Raw genomic sequence first — 18,699 nt, forward strand, 5'->3', positions numbered from 1 at the left:
TTCAATAGTACAATGAACCTAACATTATTGTGGATAGGTGATAAATATGACGACATGGGACAAAGCATTGACAGATTTACTCAAAAATCAAGGATTAGATGACAAAAAACAATTGGAAAAAGCATTCGAGACATTATTAAAAAGAGAAGAGCCTAATCAATTGATTCGCTTATTGGGAAATCCTACTGTAGATGAATTAAAGCAGCTATGTAAATCAAATCGTGTTAAAGGGTACTCAAATTTAAAAAAAGACGAAATTGTAAAGTTATTTGAGAAGTCGATTGTAACTAAGACCTATTTTAATACAGAGATAGAAAAAATGGATGAAGATCAAAAACGACTATTCTTACAAACTTTAAATTTTAATGTTGTAGGCGAACCTGTTGAAAGTGACGTCACTTTCCCTAAATCGTATTTAATCTTTGAAACTGAACGAGATACTCAAGGGAAACATTTATTGTGGATTCCTCAAGAAATCATCGAGCGTGTGGAAAAATGGGTGAAACAACATAAGGAACTTATGCAACTGAAACAACAACAAGATTTGATTGAAGCGGCGACAAATTTATATGGTCTGTATTCTTTCTCCCAACTTCAACATTTATGTAATCAATATTTAGAAAAACATTATTCGTTATTGGATATACGTAAGCAACTGAATCGTTTAGGGCGTTTGATGCCTGAGACGATTAATTTTAGGGTGGGCGATGGTTTCATTACAAGTGTGGGGCTTGAAATTGAACCTAACGAATATGCATATTTTTTAAAAGATGCAAAATATTACGAACCAGATACATTGCAAGAGTTATTGTATTATCAAACACACGTGTTTGGAATAGATGAGCCAACATACTTTAATTTTGTTTCTTGGCTAGCCAAAAATATTAGAGAAGACAATCCATTCAATGTTACAGGCGAGCAACTATCAGTAGAAATTTTAACGATGATGAAACATGCTGTTGAATATGAAATGGTTATAGACGTTATTTATTCACTTATCCAAGATGGCATTTTGCGTAAACGTGTTGAGCAAACAGCTCAAAATAAAGTGAAACCGGTTTATATGAAAATGCGTAATTGGGTGTACCATGGATACACATTTGAGGAATATATGGCGCTTAAAGAACAAGAAGAGCGTCATAAACAAACGAATGTCATTGATTTTAATCAATATAAAAAATAGTGGTATGAATTTAAGAAGGTAGATAAGCACTTTCTTAGAAGTGGGGCTTCATATTAACATGAATTGTTGTCTCACTTTAGAAAGTGTTTTTTATATTTAGAATAGAATATTAATGTTATAGATGTAAGAATTGTCTGAAAAAGGTATCTTTTCAACTTGATTCGTGGTATAACATGTATAAGGTAAAAAAGGGGAGTAAAGGGGTGAATAGAATGCTTAAACAATTTCTATTCTTATTTATTGCTTTAGTGATTTCAACGAGTATTGCTGAAAACTATTTGATTGCAGGTACATGGCAATATCTCTTCATGCAGTCTCTTTCATTAAGCATTATCATCTTTTTTATTTATCATTTCATCGTGTTTACGGTTAGAGATAAACAAACGGATCAAGAAAAGGTAGAGCAAGTGTCATCGCCGCCGCGAGAATCCTTTAATTATAGACTTTTGAAAAAAGATAAATAAACGAAATGAGGCTAGAATAAGTACTTGCACTTATTCTAGCCTCATTTTTTATATTATATTACGAAAAGACTTGTTCTTGATTAGAGCTACCAAAGATTTTTTCTTTAATGGCTTGCCCTGTAGGTGTACCGGCTAAGCCGCCAATACCTGTTTCGCGAAGTGAGGCAGGTAAATTACGCCCAACTTTATCCATCGCCATAATCACTTCATCTACAGGAATGCGACTTTCGACACCTGCTAATGCTAGGTCTGCAGAGATAAGACCGTTTCCTGAACCAATGGCATTGCGCATAACACAAGGGATTTCAACTAATCCTGCCACAGGGTCACAGACAAGACCAAGCAAGTTACTGAGGCTAATCGCAATAGCATGTCCAGCTTGTGCTGGTGAGCCTCCAAATGTTTCTACTGCAGCAGCTGCAGCAATCGCAGAAGCAGTACCTACTTCAGCTTGACACCCTCCCGTAGCGCCAGCAACTGAAGCATTATTGGCAATAATTAAGCCACACATAGATGCTGAGAATAAAAATTCAAGCATTTGTTGATTGTCGAGATTGTGTGTTTTTTCTAATTTGAATAATACACCCGGGATTGTACCCGAGGAACCTGCTGTCGGCGTTGCACAAATGATACCCATTGCTGCATTTACTTCATTTGTTGCAATAGCGCCTTGAACAGCAGAAATCATATCATGTCCAGAAAGTGCTTGATGTGTTTCATTGTATTTCGCAACTTTTATAGCATCTTGTCCTGTATAACCTGTGACACTTTTAACGCCTTCTCCCGTTGAACCTTTTTCCACGGCATCACGCATTGTATCTAAATTTTGTTGCATCATTTCAAGAACGGCATCACGCGAGAGGCCACGTGTTGTCATTTCATGTTCAATCATGATTTCTGAAAATGATTTTTTGTGTGTTTCAGCGTATTCAATTAATGCTTTCATTGAATCAAACATGTCGATTCCTCCAGACTATTGTATATATGAGAATTGTAAATTCGTATATTTTTGACGTACTTCTTCTAATAATTCAGGTTTGATTGCTTTATTTAAATGTAAGGCAAGTAAACAACGATTTTGGCTCATCGTTTTTATTTCTTCATTGATGTCGACATTTTTTTCGACTAGATCATTGATTAAGTGGTTAATTTGTGACATACCGCATTCACCATCAATAACGAGTAAATTTGGGGTATGCGAAAGTAAAATACACATATCATTGACATGAATGCTTTTCACTTTAAAAGCGCCACCGCCAATTGAAATACCATTAAGTTCTACATGTCGGTCACCTTTATCTACAATGATTAAGGCGCAGTTAGGGTGTTCTCCAAGGCTAGCACCTTTTTCTTCGATAAACTCAAAAGGAATACCTTGATCACGAGCGATTGTAGTAGAAGTTTTAATACGTGAATCGAACGTACTGAAACCGAGCAAGCCACCAATGATTGCTAAATCTGTTCCATGGCCTTTATGCGTTTCAGCAAAAGATTCATAATAATGAACGCGAATTTTGTCTGGTGTATCGCCTAAAACAGCTCTTGCAGCTTGTCCGATTTTTACTGCACCTGCAGTGTGTGAACTAGAAGGTCCCATCATAACTGGACCGATGACGTCAAATGCACTTTGATAATCTTTTGTACGTGCCATAATTTATCGCTCCTTTAATTCATTTGTTTATCGAGTTTAGGTGTATTGAAGTTTAAACCGATTTGTTTTTTGTTGATAAATGTACCAATAATGTAACCTAGGATAATACTAATAATTGCAACAACAACGATAGTAATTACAGTACTTGTTGCATCATTAAAGCCTAAAGCGACAATTGGTCCGGCAATTGGTGTGGCCATACCAGGTTGGTTAACAACAATTCCCATATATGTGACAAATAGGCCATTAACCATGCCAACAATTGCATTCGTACCATAGAGTTGGAGTGGGTATTTTGCGATGATGTCAATTTGAGTAAGTGGTTCTATGGCTACTGCGAAAGCTTTACCAGGATTACCGATTTTTAATTTTCTAAACATAACAAAGTTAACGAATGAGCTACCCATACAACCTAGTGCACCAATCGCCATTGGAATACCAGTTAAGCCAAGTAAGCTTGTGAAAACCATTGAGCTTAAAGGTGTCATACCTACTACAGGTACGATAGCGCCAATTACAAGGGCTAAAGCGTATGGATTATTGTCTCCTACTGCTGTTACAGCAGTACCAATTTGTTTAAGGACAGCGATAACACTAGGTGAAACGATAGAAGCAATACCGTAAGTAATCGCTGGTGAAAGTAAAATAACGACGATAAGATCGAGACCTTCAGGCACTTTCTTTTCTAAATATTTAAGACCAAAAGCGACAAAGTAAGCTGCGATAAATGCTGGTAATAATTTAAAGTCAAAAAGCACAAGGCCTGTTAATACTGCGAATACTGGATTCACGCCAAATTTTAAACATGTTAAGATACCTACTGCGACACCACTTAAGCTCCCTGCGATTTCCCCGAGTTTTGTAAAATATTCAATATGGAACACGCCACCAATCGCATATTTTAAGAACGCTTCAGGTAAAAACGTAGCACAAGCGGCACCCGATAATGCTTGTAAACTGACTTTGCCGTTTGGGGCGAATTTTAAAAACAAAGTCATGGCAAGTAAAACCACGAGTAATGTTCCAATACCTAAAATAAAATCCATAAACTTTCCTCTTCTCTATCAAAATTTAATTTTTTTATAAGCGCGCTTAATTTCCAAATCAAATATTAGACTTTTTTGTAAGCGTATGCAACCGCATAATAACGGGAATTGAAAGGGCTTTAATCATTGCAGACACTTTTAATAAAAAAATTATATAGATTGTGAAAATATCTTTTTGCAAAACCTTGTGATACCGCAACGCTTCGACGCTTCTTCACATTAAAGTGTTAAAATATTTGTGTATTAATTGCCAAAATGACATCTTTGTGAAATTAAAAAGTTTTAATAATGAGAATTTTCTGAAAGGGATAAAATTCCAAATAAGAGTAAAAGGTGATGGGTTGGGTTTGAGAGATGAAACAATAGTAGGAGATTGTGAACACGTAAAATCACTGTTATAGGAAAAACATGTATAGAGGTTTTTCTAATGTTTGTCAGCACCCATTATGAAGTTTACGTAGGTAGAACTAAGGTCTTAGATGAAAAACGTTCTTATGTCCGATGTAGAATGATAAGGTAAAGGTTATAGTATGTATAGAACAGTTAATAAAAATGAATTCCCAATCCTAACTGTTCAATCCCAATTAAGATAAAACATACACCCCTAAAGCAATACTAGAAGACCTCCTTAAATAGTAGAAGTAGGACTAAAGTTGATTGAAAAGCGTACTGTGGACCCCACACAGTACGCTTTTATTTTTTATTCAGAAAAAGTACTTTGTGTAGTTGGACTTTAGAAAAATAGAAAGGTGAACGATGTAACAGAGTGTTCTGTGGTAATATAAAATTTGTACGGAAGCGAGACAAATTTTACAACAAGGAGAAAGTGAACTTGAAAAAATTATTGCATCGTTGGTTTATAGAAGGCTTAAGTTTCATGACATTAGGTTTATTTTGCTCTTTAATCATCGGCTTGATTTTAGAGACTATTGGTAAACAAACGTTATTTCCAGAGTTAAATCTAGGCTTTTTGGTGGAAATTGGAAACGTGGCTAAAGGTTTAACTGGTGCAGCGATTGGAGCTGCGATGGCTTATGGCTTTAAGTGTAAGCCTTTAGTTGTTTTTTCAGCATTAATTGTAGGAATGATGGGTTATGACACATTTGCAGGAGGCGCAGTGGGGGCGTTTCTTGCGACGCTTGTTGTAGTAGAACTCAGTCGTTTTTACGCAGGTAAAACGAAAATCGATATTATTGTGACGCCTCTTTTGACGCTCATCATAGGTGGAGCAATAGCTAAATTTCTAGGTCCTATTTTAAATGAACTGATGAAAGCGATTGGCTCTGTGATTATCGTAGCTACAGAACAACAGCCCTTTGTTATGGGAATCATAGTAGCAGTAATATTTGGGCTCTGTTTGACGGCACCTATATCCAGTGCGGCACTGGCACTAATGCTAGATTTGTCAGGTGTGGCAGCAGGTGCAGCCACGATTGGTTGTGCATGTCAAATGGTCGGATTTGCAATGATGGGTTATAAAGACAATGGCATAAGTGGTGTGATTTCGATTGGAATAGGGACAAGTATGTTACAAGTACCTAACATTATTTTAAAACCGGTCTTACTTATTCCACCTACACTTGCAAGTGCAGTGATTGCACCTATCATGACGCTTTTCTTTCCGATGACGAATAATGCAGCAGGCGCAGGAATGGGTACAAGTGGTTTTGTAGGCCAAATTATGACCATACATACTATGGGGAGCTCAATCGAAACTTGGATTTTAATAGGTGTCTTTCATTTTGTGTTGCCAATTATCGTAACAGGTTTAATTTATTATTTTATGAAGCAGCGCCAAATGATCCAACCAGGAGATCAAACTTTAAGAACAGTAGAAGCAAGAAGTTAAACACAAGGGGCTGGTGACGTGATTTTAAATGACTTTAAAGGTTTTTCTTTATACGAAAAATGGTTTTTTAGTGTTTTTATGTGCTTACAGCTTTTTGTCTTTGTTTTACCGTTATGGGTAGGTGAAGCGCAAGGTATCGGAATGGAAGGGGTTTTAAATCTTATCGCAAGTATTTCAGGCGTGGCTTGTGTGTTTATGGCAGCTAAAGGGCGCATTTCAACTTACTTTTTTGGAATAATTCAGGTATGTACCTACGGCTACCTTAGCTTTAAAGCCCATTTTATGGGAGAAGTAGGAATGCAAGCGGTTTTTCTTATCTTTCAATTTATTGGTTTTGCAGTATGGATTCGTCATATGAAAAAAGATTCATCTGCGACAGAAATGTTTGTTAAAGAAGTGGATGCGAGAGGACTAACTGCTAAAACATGGATGATAACGGTAGTTACAACGCTAATTATCTATTTTGGTCTCGTCATGTTATTACATGCTTTAACGGGTGATTTTTATGCGCAACACCCGTGGGTTGATGGTGCTTCAACGGCACTTTCTATTGTAGGTCAAATATTAATGACGCTTCGCTTTAAAGAACAGTGGTTTTTTTGGATAGCCGTCAATGTGATTTCCATCATTTTATGGGGACAAGCTTTTTATGATGCAATTCAAACGCACGCAATTTCTTATGGCGCAGTAGCTATGATTTTAATGTGGCTCGCATTTTTAATTAACAGTATTTATGGTTATATTCAATGGCGTCAAAACCAGCAGCGCCAATTAGAAAGTTTAAATACACACGTTTGAAAAGAAATGTAAAATTTTTGTGAATGTTTTAACATAATAGTATGCATAGCCTCTTTTATTGATACACTTAGGGTGATTAAAATAAAAGGGGTTGTTTTTCATGACAACAGCTAAAAAAACTCAAAAAAAAGCGACGTTTAAACCGTTTTGGTTTGCGTTAAGCTTTGTCGCATTAATTATTATTTTACTTTTACCTTCGTCGGACAGTTTACCGGTGATGGCGAAATGTGCATTAGCTATACTTGCTTTTGCGGTAATTTTATGGGTGACGGAAGCGGTAAGTTATCCTGTTTCTGCGACAATGATTGTTGTATTAATGATTCTCTTACTTGGGTTTAGCCCGGTACAAAATTTAACAGAATCATTAGGCAATCCAAAGATTGGTAAAGATGTGTTAAGTGGTTCGGATATGTTAGGAACGGCGAATGCACTGAAACTTGCGTTTAGTGGTTTTGCAACTAGCGCTGTCGCGCTTGTAGCAGCTGCCTTATTTTTAGCAACAGCCATGCAAGTGACACAACTGCATAAACGATTGGCTTTATGGGTGTTATCTTTAGTCGGTAATAAAACAAAGCGTATCGTTATTGGTGTGATTCTTGTTTCTATCATTTTGGCGTTCTTCGTACCGTCTGCAACGGCAAGAGCAGGAGCCGTTGTTCCAATTTTACTTGGCATGGTAGCGGCTTTTGGTGCTTCTAAACAAAGTAAATTAGCAGCTTTATTAGTTATTACTGCTGTTCAAGCGGTCTCCATATGGAACATTGGGATTAAAACAGCAGCGGCACAAAATATTGTTGCTGTTAATTTCATTAATGGACAGCTTGGGCATGACGTTTCGTGGGGCGAATGGTTTTTATATGCTGCACCGTGGTCAATTATCATGTCAATAGTACTGTATTTCATCATGTTAAAAGTGATTCCGCCAGAACAAACGGAAATTGAAGGCGGCAAAGAACTGGTACAAAAGCAATTAAAATCGCTTGGACCAGTGTCAGGGAAAGAATGGCGACTTATCATTATTTCGTTAGCATTACTGTTATTATGGTCTACTGAGAAAGTATTGCACCCTATTGATTCTGCATCGATTACATTGTTAGCACTAGCAATTATGTTAACGCCAAAAATTGGTGTAATGAGTTGGAAAGAAGCAGAAAGTAAAATTCCTTGGGGAACGATTATCGTATTCGGTGTCGGTATCGCTTTAGGTAACGTATTACTTCAAACGCATGCAGCACAATGGCTCAGTGATAAAACTTTTGGCTTGATAGGTTTACAACACATGCCAATCATAGCGACAATTGCTTTAATTTCATTGTTCAATATTTTGATTCACCTTGGGTTTGCAAGTGCAACGAGTTTAGCGTCTGCGTTAATTCCAGTATTTATTTCATTAACGATGACATTAGATTTAGGTGAGATGGCTATCGGGTTTGTGTTGATTCAACAATTTGTCATTAGTTTTGGCTTTTTATTACCTGTAAGTTCGCCGCAAGGCATGTTGGCGTATGGTACAGAAACATTCACTGTAAAAGATTTTCTTAAAGCAGGGATCCCAATTACTGTAATAGGTTATATTTTAGTTATTATTTTAAGTATGACTTATTGGCAATGGCTTGGGTTATTATAAAAGTTACGCTGTAAGTGAAGCATTAATATCATATAGGCGATAGGCATTTCAAATAATTGTGTGCCCAAAAAACACTTTTCTGAACATCGTTTCTTGTGCTTTAATTAGAGGTAAAAAGTAATGAGGATAAGAGAAATTTAAACTGATTCGGAAAGAAGTTAGTTAGTATGGTTGAAATATTATTAAAGCGATTAAATATTAATCATCTACAACAATTGCAACATGTGACAAAAACGGCGACACAACGAGTGGGGAAGTTTACTGATTGTGAGATGACGACATTAGATCAAGCGATGCAAAAAGAAGGCTATACTTTTCTCACGCCTTCTCAACTTGAAGATAATGCCCATTTTGTGGAGGTCCCTTTTAAATGCAATTTATCATGCAACAATGCACCTAAAATGCAAACGATACGTGACTTGATTGCGGGTTGTGTATCGTATGATAAGGCGCTACTTCAAACGGGAGCGGTTCAGCCCGATGTGACATGTATTTTGAATCAGCATGTGACGATATCAGGCTTGGAGCCGGCAATAAAACAACTGATGCGCAATGCTAAGTTGTTAAAAAACGTTGAGATTACTGATATTCTCTCTCATGGAAAATCAGGTGCCGCACGTGTAGTGATTCAGGATATCCATCATCAAATCACAATTTGTAACGTATTTATTCGATTTAAAAGTACTAAAAAGGACGCAGCGATTCAACGCCTAACTATAGATATCTATAAGTATGTATAAGAGGTTTGAAATCGTTTGAACATGGGGCTAGGACATCAAAATGTTCTAGCCTCTTAATTTATAGTATGTATTTAAAAGTGCAATAGCGTTCTTAAGTTTTGTAAAGGAGTCTACACGTATAAAAGAGAATAGATAATGAAGTAATTTCAAATTTTTCTCTTGTTTCGTCTATCAAGATGAAAAGCAATCTTGTAGAATAAAAGTGTGAATGATTAATAGGTAAAGGAGAATCATGTATGGGAATTGAAAAACCAACCAAACATCTTAAAGATACATATGCTTCAAGAAATATCGTAGAAGGTATTGTCGGCGCAGTGGCAATGAAAGAAGTAATGCTTGATCGGGCGTTGCCAAGATACGTGGTGAAATCAATGATGTCCGGCTTTTTGCTCACTATCGTCACTGTATTTATGTTTGCGATGAAAACGCAACTTGATGGTGCATTGCCTGCTGTAGTGAATTTAATGGGAGCAGCAGCTTTTAGTATCGCCTTAGTATTTATTGTACTAACACATTCAGAACTTTTAACGAGCAACTTTATGTACCTTACCGTAGGCGCCTATTATAGAACGATTTCCTTTGGAAAAATCTTGTGGCTCTTCACAGTTTGTTTCATTGGTAATATTTTAGGTGCATTTGTATTATTTGGTTTAATGATTTTTACAAAAGTAATGACACCTGAAATGATTCAAGCGTTAACATCGACGGTAGATGCTAAAACAGTAGCATCAACGTGGCACGCAATTCTTGTTAAAGCTATTTTTGCTAACTTTTTTATTAATATCGGTATATATGTGTCGATGATGTTTAAAGAAGGGCTTACAAAGACGTTTTTTATCGCAATAGGCGTAATTATTTTCGTGTTTATGGGTTACGAGCACGTAATATATAATGTTGGCTTATTTGTGGGGATGATTTTTTACAACATAGATGCAGTTTCCTGGTTAGACGTACTTAAAAATATCGTATTTGCTTTTATCGGTAACTATATTGGTGGGGGTATTTTAGTCGGTTTAATCTATGCTTATTTAAACGGTAGCCGTAAACAATATTAATACATGTCTTGGAAGTCCGAGTGAATAACTTGGACTTTTTTGTTTTTTATAGTCTGTAAATCTGTTACGCTTAGAGTATTCTACAGCAATAAAAGGGATGAGGGGATGCGAGTGAATGTTAGAAAGGCAACCTTAAAAGATGCGGAGGCATTACAGACATTGATGTATCGTGCTTTTACACCGTTACGAGAAGCAGGAATAGATTGGCCTTCAGTAAATGCAGACATCGAAATGGTTGAAAAAAATATTAAATACAATGCGGCGTACGTGCTTGAAAAAGATGGAAAAATTATTTCGACGCTATCGATACGCTTTCCTTGGGAGCCGAAGTATAAAGTATCACAATTTCCATTTATATGGTGGTTTGCGACAAATCCTGATTTTGAAGGAGAAGGATACGGTAAGCAATTGATGACATATATAGAAGAAACAATTTTAAGAGATACACTTAAAGCACCAGCCGTAGTTTTAGGCACTTCTGCGCGTAAAATGGCGTGGTTAAAAGAGGTATATGAACGTTGGGGATATGAAACATTTTTTGAATTAGAAGAATCAAGCGGTGATCGCGGTGCAATGATGGTTAAAGTGCTCATTCCTGAGCGCTACAACAAGGCGTTGTTAGAACCACCACCGTGGTATGAAGATGCATAAATTGTGCTAGGGAATTCCCTTACTTTAACCGAGGGGAAATTCCCTATTTTTATAAAACTTGTGAAAACAATCACATTAAAAAGGAGATTTCATTTACAATAAACGTGTAGGGGGTGTCGTCATGCGTAAGACCATTTTAGTCGTGCATGGGATGCGAAAAGGAAAACTAAATGAAACACTATTAAACTTTGTCAATCAAACATTTGAAGGAGAAGTCACTGACTATGAAGTCGCATTTTTAGAAAGCGAAGTCATACAACTTGAAGAAGTCATTCAAAACGCAATTGATGCAGGCTACAAGCGTATTCAGTTAGTGCCGTTACTGTTATTTACAGCGTCACATTATTATGAAGATATTGAAGCACTATATGACAAATGCCAGCAAACCTATCCTAATGTACACTTTATTCTTGGTAAACCTTTAGGTACACATCCGAAAATGGCGGAATGGGTTGCGTCACAAATAGCAACTTATTCAAATGAGGTGAACGATGAAACTGGAATTGTTGTTCTAGCACATGGGAATGCTAGGTTTGATGAACCTGATGTAGCATTGCGTAAAATTTGCGATAAATTGTCTACACCTCAAATGTCATGCTATCCAAGTATGGTTTACGGTGAATTGCAATTTCAAAAAACCTTACCACCTGTTGCTGAGAAATATAATAAATTATTAGTCATTCCATTCTTCTTTTATGATGGCTATCTCGTAAATAAAACGAAACGACAGATTGCAGCGTTGCAGTTACCGAATGAGATTGTGTATACAGAAGCAATCAACTTCCATCCTATACTAAAAGAAATCGTGCAAGTTAGAATTGCTGAGTGTGAGGAGGTTCCAAATGTATCCGATTCAATTGAACCTCGCACATAAGCATGTAGTTATTATAGGTGGCGGTAAAATTGCTTGGCGCAAATTTTCTAATTTAGTGGTGGAACCTTGTACGATTGATGTTGTAAGTCCTGAATTTCATACAGCGTTTGAAACAGTTTTACCTTCAGAGCGTATCCGACTTATTTATGATACGTATCAAAAAACGTATATTCAAAATGCAGACTTAATTATTATAGCGACGGACCATCCCCAAACCAACAACCAAGTGGCTCAAGATGCTTTGCCTACACAATGGGTGAATCATACTGGAGACCAAACACAATCTGACTTTTTTAATATGCGCACTATTGAGCATAATGGGCTAACGGTGAGTATTAGTTCAAATGGGCGAAATATAGCGCGGACGAAACGTTATGCAGCCAAAATTGAAGCATTTTTAGCTGCAGATGAGGAGGATTTCCATGAGTAAGACAAAACTTTTGATGATTGGAAATGGGATGGCAGGCGTACGAACAATCGAAGAAATTCTTGAACGCGATAGCGAGCGCTTTGAAATTACGATTATTGGTAAAGAACCCTACCCAAACTACAATCGCATTATGTTATCCAACATTTTACAAAATAAAATGACACTTGACGAAACAATTATGAATCCATACACGTGGTATGAAGCACACGGCATTCGTTTAATTACTGGAGATAAAGTAGTCAAAATTGACCGAGAAGCAAAACACGTTGAGACGGAACAAGGCAAAACGGTTGCTTATGATCAAATGATTATAGCTACTGGTTCGGATGCGTTCATTTTACCGATTGATGGTTCAAGGCTTGAAGGTGTCGTTGGATTTAGAACGATAGATGATACTGAAAAAATGTTAGAAATTGCTCAAACAAAGCAAAATGCCATTGTAATTGGCGGTGGATTGCTTGGTTTAGAATGTGCACGAGGTTTAGTAGATCAAGGGATGAATGTCACAGTCGTGCATTTAGCAGAATGGCTTATGGAAGTTCAACTTGATCGTAAAGCGGGAGAATTGTTAAAAGCAGATCTTGAAAAACAAGGCATTCAATTTGAACTTCAAGCAAATACGCAAGAAATTTTAGGTGAAAAATACGTTGAAGGTATACGATTGTCAGATGGTCGTGTACTAGAAGCGGATATGGTAGTAATGGCTGTTGGAATTCGACCAGTGACAAAAGAAGCCCGGGCAGCAGGTTTAGAAATCGGACGTGGGATAGTTGTCGATGATTTCATGAAAACAAGTGATCCAAACATTTATGCAGTTGGCGAATGTGCTGAACATCGTTCAAAAGTATATGGCTTAGTTGCACCATTATATGATCAAGGAAAAGTGCTTGCAGATCATATTACGGGCATTCCTACTGAAGGCTATAAAGGATCGACGACTTTTACATCGTTAAAAGTTTCAGGATGTGATTTATTCAGTGCGGGCTGGATTACTGAAAGTGATGATGTCAGAGGAATTGAAACGTTTAACGGTATTGATAATATTTATAAAAAAATCTTCGTTAAAGATAAAGTGATTGTTGGTGCCGTGTTGTATGGTGATACAGAAGAAGGTAATCGCTTTTACAATATGATGAAAAAAGGCGCTACTATCGATGAATATACGCTCGTTTCCATTTTGCATAAAGCAGGCGAAGTGGATGCTATTAGTGTTGCAGATATGGACAATGACGAAACGATTTGTGGCTGTAATGGTGTTTCGAAAGGGACGCTTGTTGAAGCCATTCAAGACCAAGGATTAACATCTGTATCTGAAGTTACGAAAATCACAAAAGCAGGTAACTCTTGTGGTAAATGTAAAGGACAAATCGCAGAGTTATTAGAACATACACTTGGAGAGGACTTTGTTGCTTCAGCGCCGACAGGTATTTGTGCATGTACGGATTTAACGAGAGACCAAATTGTTACGCAAATTCGTGCTAAAGCGCTTAAAACATCCAAAGAAGTTCGACACGTTTTGGACTTTAAAGATAAAGGGGGTTGTCCAAAATGTCGTCCTGCGATTAACTATTACCTTAATATGGTGTATCCACATGAGCATGAAGATGAAAGTGCCTCTCGATTTGCTAATGAGCGTTATCATGCGAATATTCAAAAGGATGGTACATTTTCAGTGATTCCACAAATGCGTGGCGGCGTAACAGATGCAGAGCAGTTAATTCGCTTAGGAGAAGTGGCTAAAAAATATGACGTGCCGCTAGTAAAAGTGACAGGTGCGCAACGAATTGGATTATATGGTGTGAAAAAAGAAATGTTGCCACATATTTGGGAAGCACTTGATATGCGTTCTGCTTCTGCATATGGTAAGAAGACACGTTCAGTTAAAAGTTGTGTAGGTAAAGCATTTTGTCGTTTTGGTACACAATACACAACGAACTTAGGCATTCGTTTAGAAAAAACGTTTGAGTATATTGACACGCCACACAAATTTAAAATAGGGGTTTCTGGCTGTCCGAGAAGTTGCGTAGAATCTGGTGTTAAAGACTTCGGTATTATCGGTGTAGAAAACGGCTTCCAAATTTATGTTGGAGGCAATGGTGGCACAGAAGTGGTGCCCGCCGAACTGCTCACAACTGTTGCTACAGAAGATGAAGTGGTGAAACTATGCGGCGCTTACATGCAATATTATCGTGAAACTGGAATTTATGCAGAACGTACTGCGCCATGGTTAAAACGATTAGGGTTTGACCATGTCAAATCGGTTGTTTTAGATCCAGAAAAGCAAGCAACGCTGTTTGAGCGAATTATGGATGCAAAACGCGCATATGACGACGAGCCGTGGAAAGAAATCGTGACGGAACAGCACAAACGTTCAATTTTTGAAGTAGAGAAGGTGTAAGGATGGCATTAACATATGAAAAAGTAAAAGTCTTGCATATCTCTGAACTCGAACCTCTAATTGGTAAGAAAGTGATTATAGGAGAGACGCAGATCGGACTGTTTTTAATGGAGAATGGTGAGGTGCGCGCAATTAATAATGTATGTCCACATAAACAAGGGCCTTTATCGGAAGGAACAGTCAGTGGTCACTATATCTTTTGTCCATTGCATGATCAAAAAATTGATTTAGACACTGGACGCGTTCAAGAACCTGATAAAGGATGTGTAACGACGTACCCGGTTGAAATCATTGATGGAGATGTTTATGTATGTCTGTAATCGAGACGCCACAAGTTTATCTCGTAGGAGCTGGACCTGGAAATCCTTTACTCTTGTCTAAAAAAGCAGAGCGTTGTATTCGACGTGCAGATGTTATTTTATATGATCAACTTGTCAATCCCTTTTTACTACAGCTTTCTGCGCCTAATACAGAGTGGATTCATGTTGGCAAAACGCCCTATACGACATATATGCGACAAGACGACATTAATGCACTAATGATTGAAAAAGCGCGAACATACCAAACGGTCGTACGGTTAAAAGGCGGGGACCCAGCAATATTTGGTCGTTTAGCGGATGAGGTTGAAGCGTTAAAAAAACATCATATTACATTTGAAGTCGTCCCGGGTATTACGGCCGCTAGCGCGGCTATGAGTCAATTACAGTGCGGTCTTACTGAACGCGGAATAGCACGTAATATTACTTTTACGACAGGACACTTTAAGGATGATGAAGAAAAGCCACTTGATATTACGACGTTGCAACAGGGAGGGACACTTGCCATCTATATGGGAGTGAAACGGCTTCCTAAGTTAATGAAAGAAGTGCGTGAGGCAATTGAAGATGATTTGCCGGTGGCAGTCATTTTTAATGCCACGTGTGTCGATCAACAGGTGTTAGCAGGACGTGTTTCTACGATTGCACATCAAGTGGCAGCCTTAAACGAAACGCCTGGGCCAGGCATCACTATCGTCGGCCATGTAGTGAGAGACGTTTTAGCAGCAACAGCCAATAGACCTTCTCCTGAACGCATTTGTATTGTTGGAGAACGTTCTAAATGTATTGATGAAGCAATGGCTATTTATGAAGCAGGGGGATGGGCCATCATAGATGATCGTAATATGACGGCACTTCATCCAACACAAAATAAAATACTTACACAATTGATTAGAGAGACGTCTTTTACATCGCGTATAGTTATGAAGCCAGAAGTTGAAGTATAGCATTGCGATTGTTTTGAGGTTATAGCGAGAGAGAGGAAGCAACGATAGATTTGATTGCGTTGTTTCGTCCTCTTGCTTTTTTTATATGGGCACAACGTCTGAGAAGAAAGTCTTTCTTGAAATAGCGATGACAAGTTCCGAGGCGTCATTTTATAGTGTACGATCCTTGGAACGTGTTTTTTTAAAAATAAAAACATGTAAAATTAACAAAAGCTTCATATTCTGAAATAAGATTGTGCTAGGATAAAAGAGGAGTACAATTTAAGGGAGGTTACATATGAAGCAATTAGGGGTTTACCGTTTTTTAACGGTTATTTTGATGCTTGTCATTTTTGGGATGGCAAATCAGACGAGTGTGTTTGCGGCTGAAACAGAAGCGCAGTCTCAATCTGAGGCGGCGGACGCTGAAACTGTTGCATCTTCACCAACACATCAAGTGACAGAGCAAGCACCAGAATCATCATTAACGCAAGCAACGAAAGAATCATCATTAGAAAAAGATTCAACAGAAAATGAATCAACACAACCATTAACAACAAAGGAAGCTACACCGACGAAAGAGGTTAGTGCTACTACTGCAACAACTGATACTAATGTGACGACAAGTCAAGAGGATAATGAAACTATACAGCCTATGACTTTAACAGATACTCAGGCGCAAACAGTAGCGCAACCTAAACAAGGCATAGCACCATCATCAACAACGCGTACTATTTTACATACAAATGATATGCATGGTCGCCTAGTTGAAGAAAAAGGACGTGTCATCGGCATGGCCAAAACAAAGACAATTAAAGCACAACAAAATCCTGACTTGATGCTTGATGCAGGGGATGCATTCCAAGGTTTGCCTTTATCGAATCAATCGAAAGGTGAAGAAATGGCAAAAGCAATGAATGCAGTAGGATACGATGCAATGGTACCGGGAAATCATGAATTTGATTTTGGTTACAACCAATTAAAAAAATTAGAAGGTATGCTTCATTTTCCGATTATAAGCTCAAATGTTTATAAAGAAGGTCAATTAGCATTCAAACCGTCAACGATTATTGAGAAAAATGGGGTGCGTTACGGCATTATTGGTGTAACAACACCTGAAACAAAAACGAAAACAAGTCCTACAGGGATTCAAGGTGTAACGTTCGAAGATCCGCTTAAAAGCGTTTTGCGTGAAATGGATCATTTGAATCGTAAAGTAGATGTTTTTGTCATTCTTTCACATTTAGGCGTCGATTCTACAACACAAGAAACGTGGCGCTCGGATTATTTAACCCAACAACTTAGTCAAAATGAGCGTTTCAAGGTTCCTATTATGGTTATTGATGGCCATTCTCATACGGTGATGCAACATGGTCAAGTGTACGGTCAAGATTTATTGGCACAGACAGGCACAGCTTTAGCGAATATTGGTAAAATCACATTTGATTTTAATGACCAAACTGTGCGCAATATGAAAGCATCGTTAATTAATGTAAATGACGTTTTGGATGTACAACCAGACGCAACTGTAAAAGCACAAATTGATAAAGCTAATGAAGCCTTTTTGAAAGAAACATCAGAAGTTATTATTCCTAACAATACGATTGATTTTCAAGGAGAACGTGACGATGTACGCCGTCATGAAACAAATTTAGGTAATGCAATTGCAGATGCGATGGAAGCGTACAGTCAGACACATTTTAGTCATCCTGCAGATTTTGCAGTAACAAATAGTGGTGGTATTCGCGCGTCTATTGCCAAAGGTAAAGTGACGTTAAATGACATCATTACTGTGTTGCCGTTTGGGAATACAATAGCGCAAATACAAGTGAAAGGTTCAGATGTACGTGCTGCATTTGAACATAGTTTAGGGGCACCAACAGAAAATGATCAGGGGACAACACAACTGTCAGCAAATGGGGGATTGTTACAAGTTTCCAAATCGATTCGTGTATATTTTGACATCAATGCACCATCGGGACAACGGATTAAAGCCATTCATATCCTTAACCAAAAGACAGGTAAGTTTGAAGCATTAGATCCAAATCGTACGTATCGTATTGCAACGAATGACTTTACAGCTTCAGGTGGTGATGGTTTTACGATGTTGAATGGTCCAAGAGAAGAAGGATTATCTTTAGATAAAGTATTTGCCGATTACTTAAAAGAGGCAGACCTTGCGCAATATGATACGACGCAAGCACATCGAATTATCAATGGAGAGCCAGAAGTGATTGAACCGTCAACACCGAGTAAGATCATACCGTTTCCAAATCCAAAATCGCCATCATTACCACATGAAAAAGAAAATCAAGTTCAAACAGTACCAGGTCATGAAGGAGACGCATTAAAAGGCAAGCTTGCATCACTTTCAACAAATAAAGGTACCCCATCGCTTGTGTCAGGTATGCAAATCAACCATCAAGGTGATATCGTATCTAAAACGACAGGCCAAGTCGTTATACCTAACTCAAAAGTGAAACATTATAAAGGTCAGTTAGCATATGTTAATGATAAAGGCGAACTTGTATCTTTGAAGACTGGGGAAGTACTTTTAAACGTGTCAGTAGCGCAACACTACATTCAAGATACGTTACCTCATACAGGCCAACAACAAGAATCACCAATCATCATTGGCGGTTTGTTAGTCATAGGTGGTTATTTATTGTTTAGACGTTACACAGCATAAA

The 18,699-nt window shown here is 37.8% G+C and carries 17 protein-coding genes; 14 read left to right on the forward strand and 3 right to left on the reverse strand.

Features of this window, described 5'->3' with window-relative positions; genetic code table 11:
• Window positions 1-46: 46 nt before the first annotated feature.
• On the forward strand, window positions 47-1,183 hold the full coding sequence (locus LN051_RS01840) for a hypothetical protein (protein ID WP_229292931.1): 1,137 nt from the start codon (window positions 47-49) through the stop codon (window positions 1,181-1,183).
• Between the two features lie 212 nt (window positions 1,184-1,395).
• On the forward strand, window positions 1,396-1,647 hold the full coding sequence (locus LN051_RS01845) for a hypothetical protein (protein WP_229292932.1): 252 nt from the start codon (window positions 1,396-1,398) through the stop codon (window positions 1,645-1,647).
• Window positions 1,648-1,705: 58 nt separating this feature from the next.
• Here the strand turns inward: LN051_RS01845 and sdaAA are convergent, their stop codons facing one another.
• Genes sdaAA through LN051_RS01860 form a run of 3 tightly spaced genes read right to left on the reverse strand, consistent with a single transcriptional unit; the run spans window position 1,706 to window position 4,344 of the window.
• Window positions 1,706-2,605 carry an L-serine ammonia-lyase, iron-sulfur-dependent, subunit alpha gene (gene sdaAA / locus LN051_RS01850; protein WP_229292933.1) on the reverse strand — a complete coding sequence of 300 codons (900 nt, stop codon included), beginning with the start codon at window positions 2,603-2,605 and terminating at the stop codon, window positions 1,706-1,708.
• A 15-nt stretch (window positions 2,606-2,620) separates the two neighbouring features.
• The gene (gene sdaAB / locus LN051_RS01855) at window positions 2,621-3,298 is read right to left on the reverse strand and encodes an L-serine ammonia-lyase, iron-sulfur-dependent subunit beta (protein WP_229292934.1); all 678 of its coding nucleotides are present in this window, start codon (window positions 3,296-3,298) and stop codon (window positions 2,621-2,623) included.
• Between the two features lie 14 nt (window positions 3,299-3,312).
• On the reverse strand, window positions 3,313-4,344 hold the full coding sequence (locus tag LN051_RS01860) for a PTS sugar transporter subunit IIC (RefSeq protein WP_229292935.1): 1,032 nt from the start codon (window positions 4,342-4,344) through the stop codon (window positions 3,313-3,315).
• 832 nt (window positions 4,345-5,176) lie between these two features.
• On the opposite strand from LN051_RS01860, the gene LN051_RS01865 reads away from it, so the two are divergent.
• The 12 genes from LN051_RS01865 to LN051_RS01920 all read left to right on the forward strand — a co-directional run bounded on the left by LN051_RS01865 (window position 5,177) and on the right by LN051_RS01920 (window position 18,698).
• The gene (locus LN051_RS01865; protein WP_229292936.1) at window positions 5,177-6,193 is read left to right on the forward strand and encodes a PTS sugar transporter subunit IIC; all 1,017 of its coding nucleotides are present in this window, start codon (window positions 5,177-5,179) and stop codon (window positions 6,191-6,193) included.
• A gap of 18 nt (window positions 6,194-6,211) precedes the next feature.
• Complete coding sequence (gene pnuC, locus LN051_RS01870) at window positions 6,212-6,991, forward strand: nicotinamide riboside transporter PnuC (protein ID WP_229292937.1); 780 nt, start codon at window positions 6,212-6,214, stop codon at window positions 6,989-6,991.
• A 100-nt stretch (window positions 6,992-7,091) separates the two neighbouring features.
• Window positions 7,092-8,618, forward strand: coding sequence for an SLC13 family permease (locus tag LN051_RS01875; protein WP_229292938.1), 1,527 nt, complete (start codon window positions 7,092-7,094; stop codon window positions 8,616-8,618).
• Between the two features lie 167 nt (window positions 8,619-8,785).
• Window positions 8,786-9,358, forward strand: a complete 573-nt coding sequence (locus LN051_RS01880; protein WP_229292939.1) for a hypothetical protein — start codon at window positions 8,786-8,788, stop codon at window positions 9,356-9,358.
• A gap of 236 nt (window positions 9,359-9,594) precedes the next feature.
• Complete coding sequence (locus LN051_RS01885) at window positions 9,595-10,413, forward strand: formate/nitrite transporter family protein (RefSeq protein WP_229292940.1); 819 nt, start codon at window positions 9,595-9,597, stop codon at window positions 10,411-10,413.
• Window positions 10,414-10,518: 105 nt separating this feature from the next.
• Entirely contained in the window at window positions 10,519-11,064 is a 546-nt protein-coding gene (locus LN051_RS01890; RefSeq protein WP_229292941.1) for a GNAT family N-acetyltransferase, read from the forward strand.
• A 121-nt stretch (window positions 11,065-11,185) separates the two neighbouring features.
• Entirely contained in the window at window positions 11,186-11,938 is a 753-nt protein-coding gene (locus LN051_RS01895) for a sirohydrochlorin chelatase (protein WP_229292942.1), read from the forward strand.
• Window positions 11,907-12,368 carry a precorrin-2 dehydrogenase/sirohydrochlorin ferrochelatase family protein gene (locus tag LN051_RS01900; RefSeq protein WP_229292943.1) on the forward strand — a complete coding sequence of 154 codons (462 nt, stop codon included), beginning with the start codon at window positions 11,907-11,909 and terminating at the stop codon, window positions 12,366-12,368. Before LN051_RS01895 ends, LN051_RS01900 begins: the two co-directional genes overlap by 32 nt.
• Window positions 12,361-14,766, forward strand: coding sequence for a nitrite reductase large subunit NirB (gene nirB / locus LN051_RS01905; protein ID WP_229292944.1), 2,406 nt, complete (start codon window positions 12,361-12,363; stop codon window positions 14,764-14,766). The genes LN051_RS01900 and nirB overlap by 8 nt, the downstream gene beginning before the upstream one ends.
• 2 nt (window positions 14,767-14,768) lie before the next feature.
• A complete protein-coding gene (gene nirD, locus LN051_RS01910) occupies window positions 14,769-15,086 on the forward strand; it encodes a nitrite reductase small subunit NirD (RefSeq protein WP_229292945.1) in 318 nt (105 codons plus the stop codon).
• Complete coding sequence (cobA, locus tag LN051_RS01915; RefSeq protein WP_229292946.1) at window positions 15,077-16,030, forward strand: uroporphyrinogen-III C-methyltransferase; 954 nt, start codon at window positions 15,077-15,079, stop codon at window positions 16,028-16,030. Before nirD ends, cobA begins: the two co-directional genes overlap by 10 nt.
• 277 nt (window positions 16,031-16,307) lie before the next feature.
• The gene (locus tag LN051_RS01920; protein WP_274704569.1) at window positions 16,308-18,698 is read left to right on the forward strand and encodes a 5'-nucleotidase C-terminal domain-containing protein; all 2,391 of its coding nucleotides are present in this window, start codon (window positions 16,308-16,310) and stop codon (window positions 18,696-18,698) included.
• Window position 18,699 lies beyond the last annotated feature (1 nt).

Origin of the sequence: Staphylococcus ratti (assembly GCF_020883535.1) — a bacterium.
GTDB classification, from domain to species: domain Bacteria; phylum Bacillota; class Bacilli; order Staphylococcales; family Staphylococcaceae; genus Staphylococcus; species Staphylococcus ratti.

What these genes read in the sequence shown, in the direction of transcription:
- LN051_RS01840 (WP_229292931.1), top strand. Translation starts at nt 47, where the DNA reads ATGACGACATGGGACAAAGCATTGACAGATTTACTCAAAAATCAAGGA.
- LN051_RS01845 (WP_229292932.1), top strand. Translation starts at nt 1,396, where the DNA reads ATGCTTAAACAATTTCTATTCTTATTTATTGCTTTAGTGATTTCAACG.
- sdaAA (WP_229292933.1), bottom strand. Translation starts at nt 2,605, where the DNA reads ATGTTTGATTCAATGAAAGCATTAATTGAATACGCTGAAACACACAAA.
- sdaAB (WP_229292934.1), bottom strand. Translation starts at nt 3,298, where the DNA reads ATGGCACGTACAAAAGATTATCAAAGTGCATTTGACGTCATCGGTCCA.
- LN051_RS01860 (WP_229292935.1), bottom strand. Translation starts at nt 4,344, where the DNA reads ATGGATTTTATTTTAGGTATTGGAACATTACTCGTGGTTTTACTTGCC.
- LN051_RS01875 (WP_229292938.1), top strand. Translation starts at nt 7,092, where the DNA reads ATGACAACAGCTAAAAAAACTCAAAAAAAAGCGACGTTTAAACCGTTT.
- LN051_RS01880 (WP_229292939.1), top strand. Translation starts at nt 8,786, where the DNA reads ATGGTTGAAATATTATTAAAGCGATTAAATATTAATCATCTACAACAA.
- LN051_RS01885 (WP_229292940.1), top strand. Translation starts at nt 9,595, where the DNA reads ATGGGAATTGAAAAACCAACCAAACATCTTAAAGATACATATGCTTCA.
- LN051_RS01890 (WP_229292941.1), top strand. Translation starts at nt 10,519, where the DNA reads ATGCGAGTGAATGTTAGAAAGGCAACCTTAAAAGATGCGGAGGCATTA.
- LN051_RS01895 (WP_229292942.1), top strand. Translation starts at nt 11,186, where the DNA reads ATGCGTAAGACCATTTTAGTCGTGCATGGGATGCGAAAAGGAAAACTA.
- LN051_RS01900 (WP_229292943.1), top strand. Translation starts at nt 11,907, where the DNA reads ATGTATCCGATTCAATTGAACCTCGCACATAAGCATGTAGTTATTATA.
- nirB (WP_229292944.1), top strand. Translation starts at nt 12,361, where the DNA reads ATGAGTAAGACAAAACTTTTGATGATTGGAAATGGGATGGCAGGCGTA.
- nirD (WP_229292945.1), top strand. Translation starts at nt 14,769, where the DNA reads ATGGCATTAACATATGAAAAAGTAAAAGTCTTGCATATCTCTGAACTC.
- cobA (WP_229292946.1), top strand. Translation starts at nt 15,077, where the DNA reads ATGTCTGTAATCGAGACGCCACAAGTTTATCTCGTAGGAGCTGGACCT.
- LN051_RS01920 (WP_274704569.1), top strand. Translation starts at nt 16,308, where the DNA reads ATGAAGCAATTAGGGGTTTACCGTTTTTTAACGGTTATTTTGATGCTT.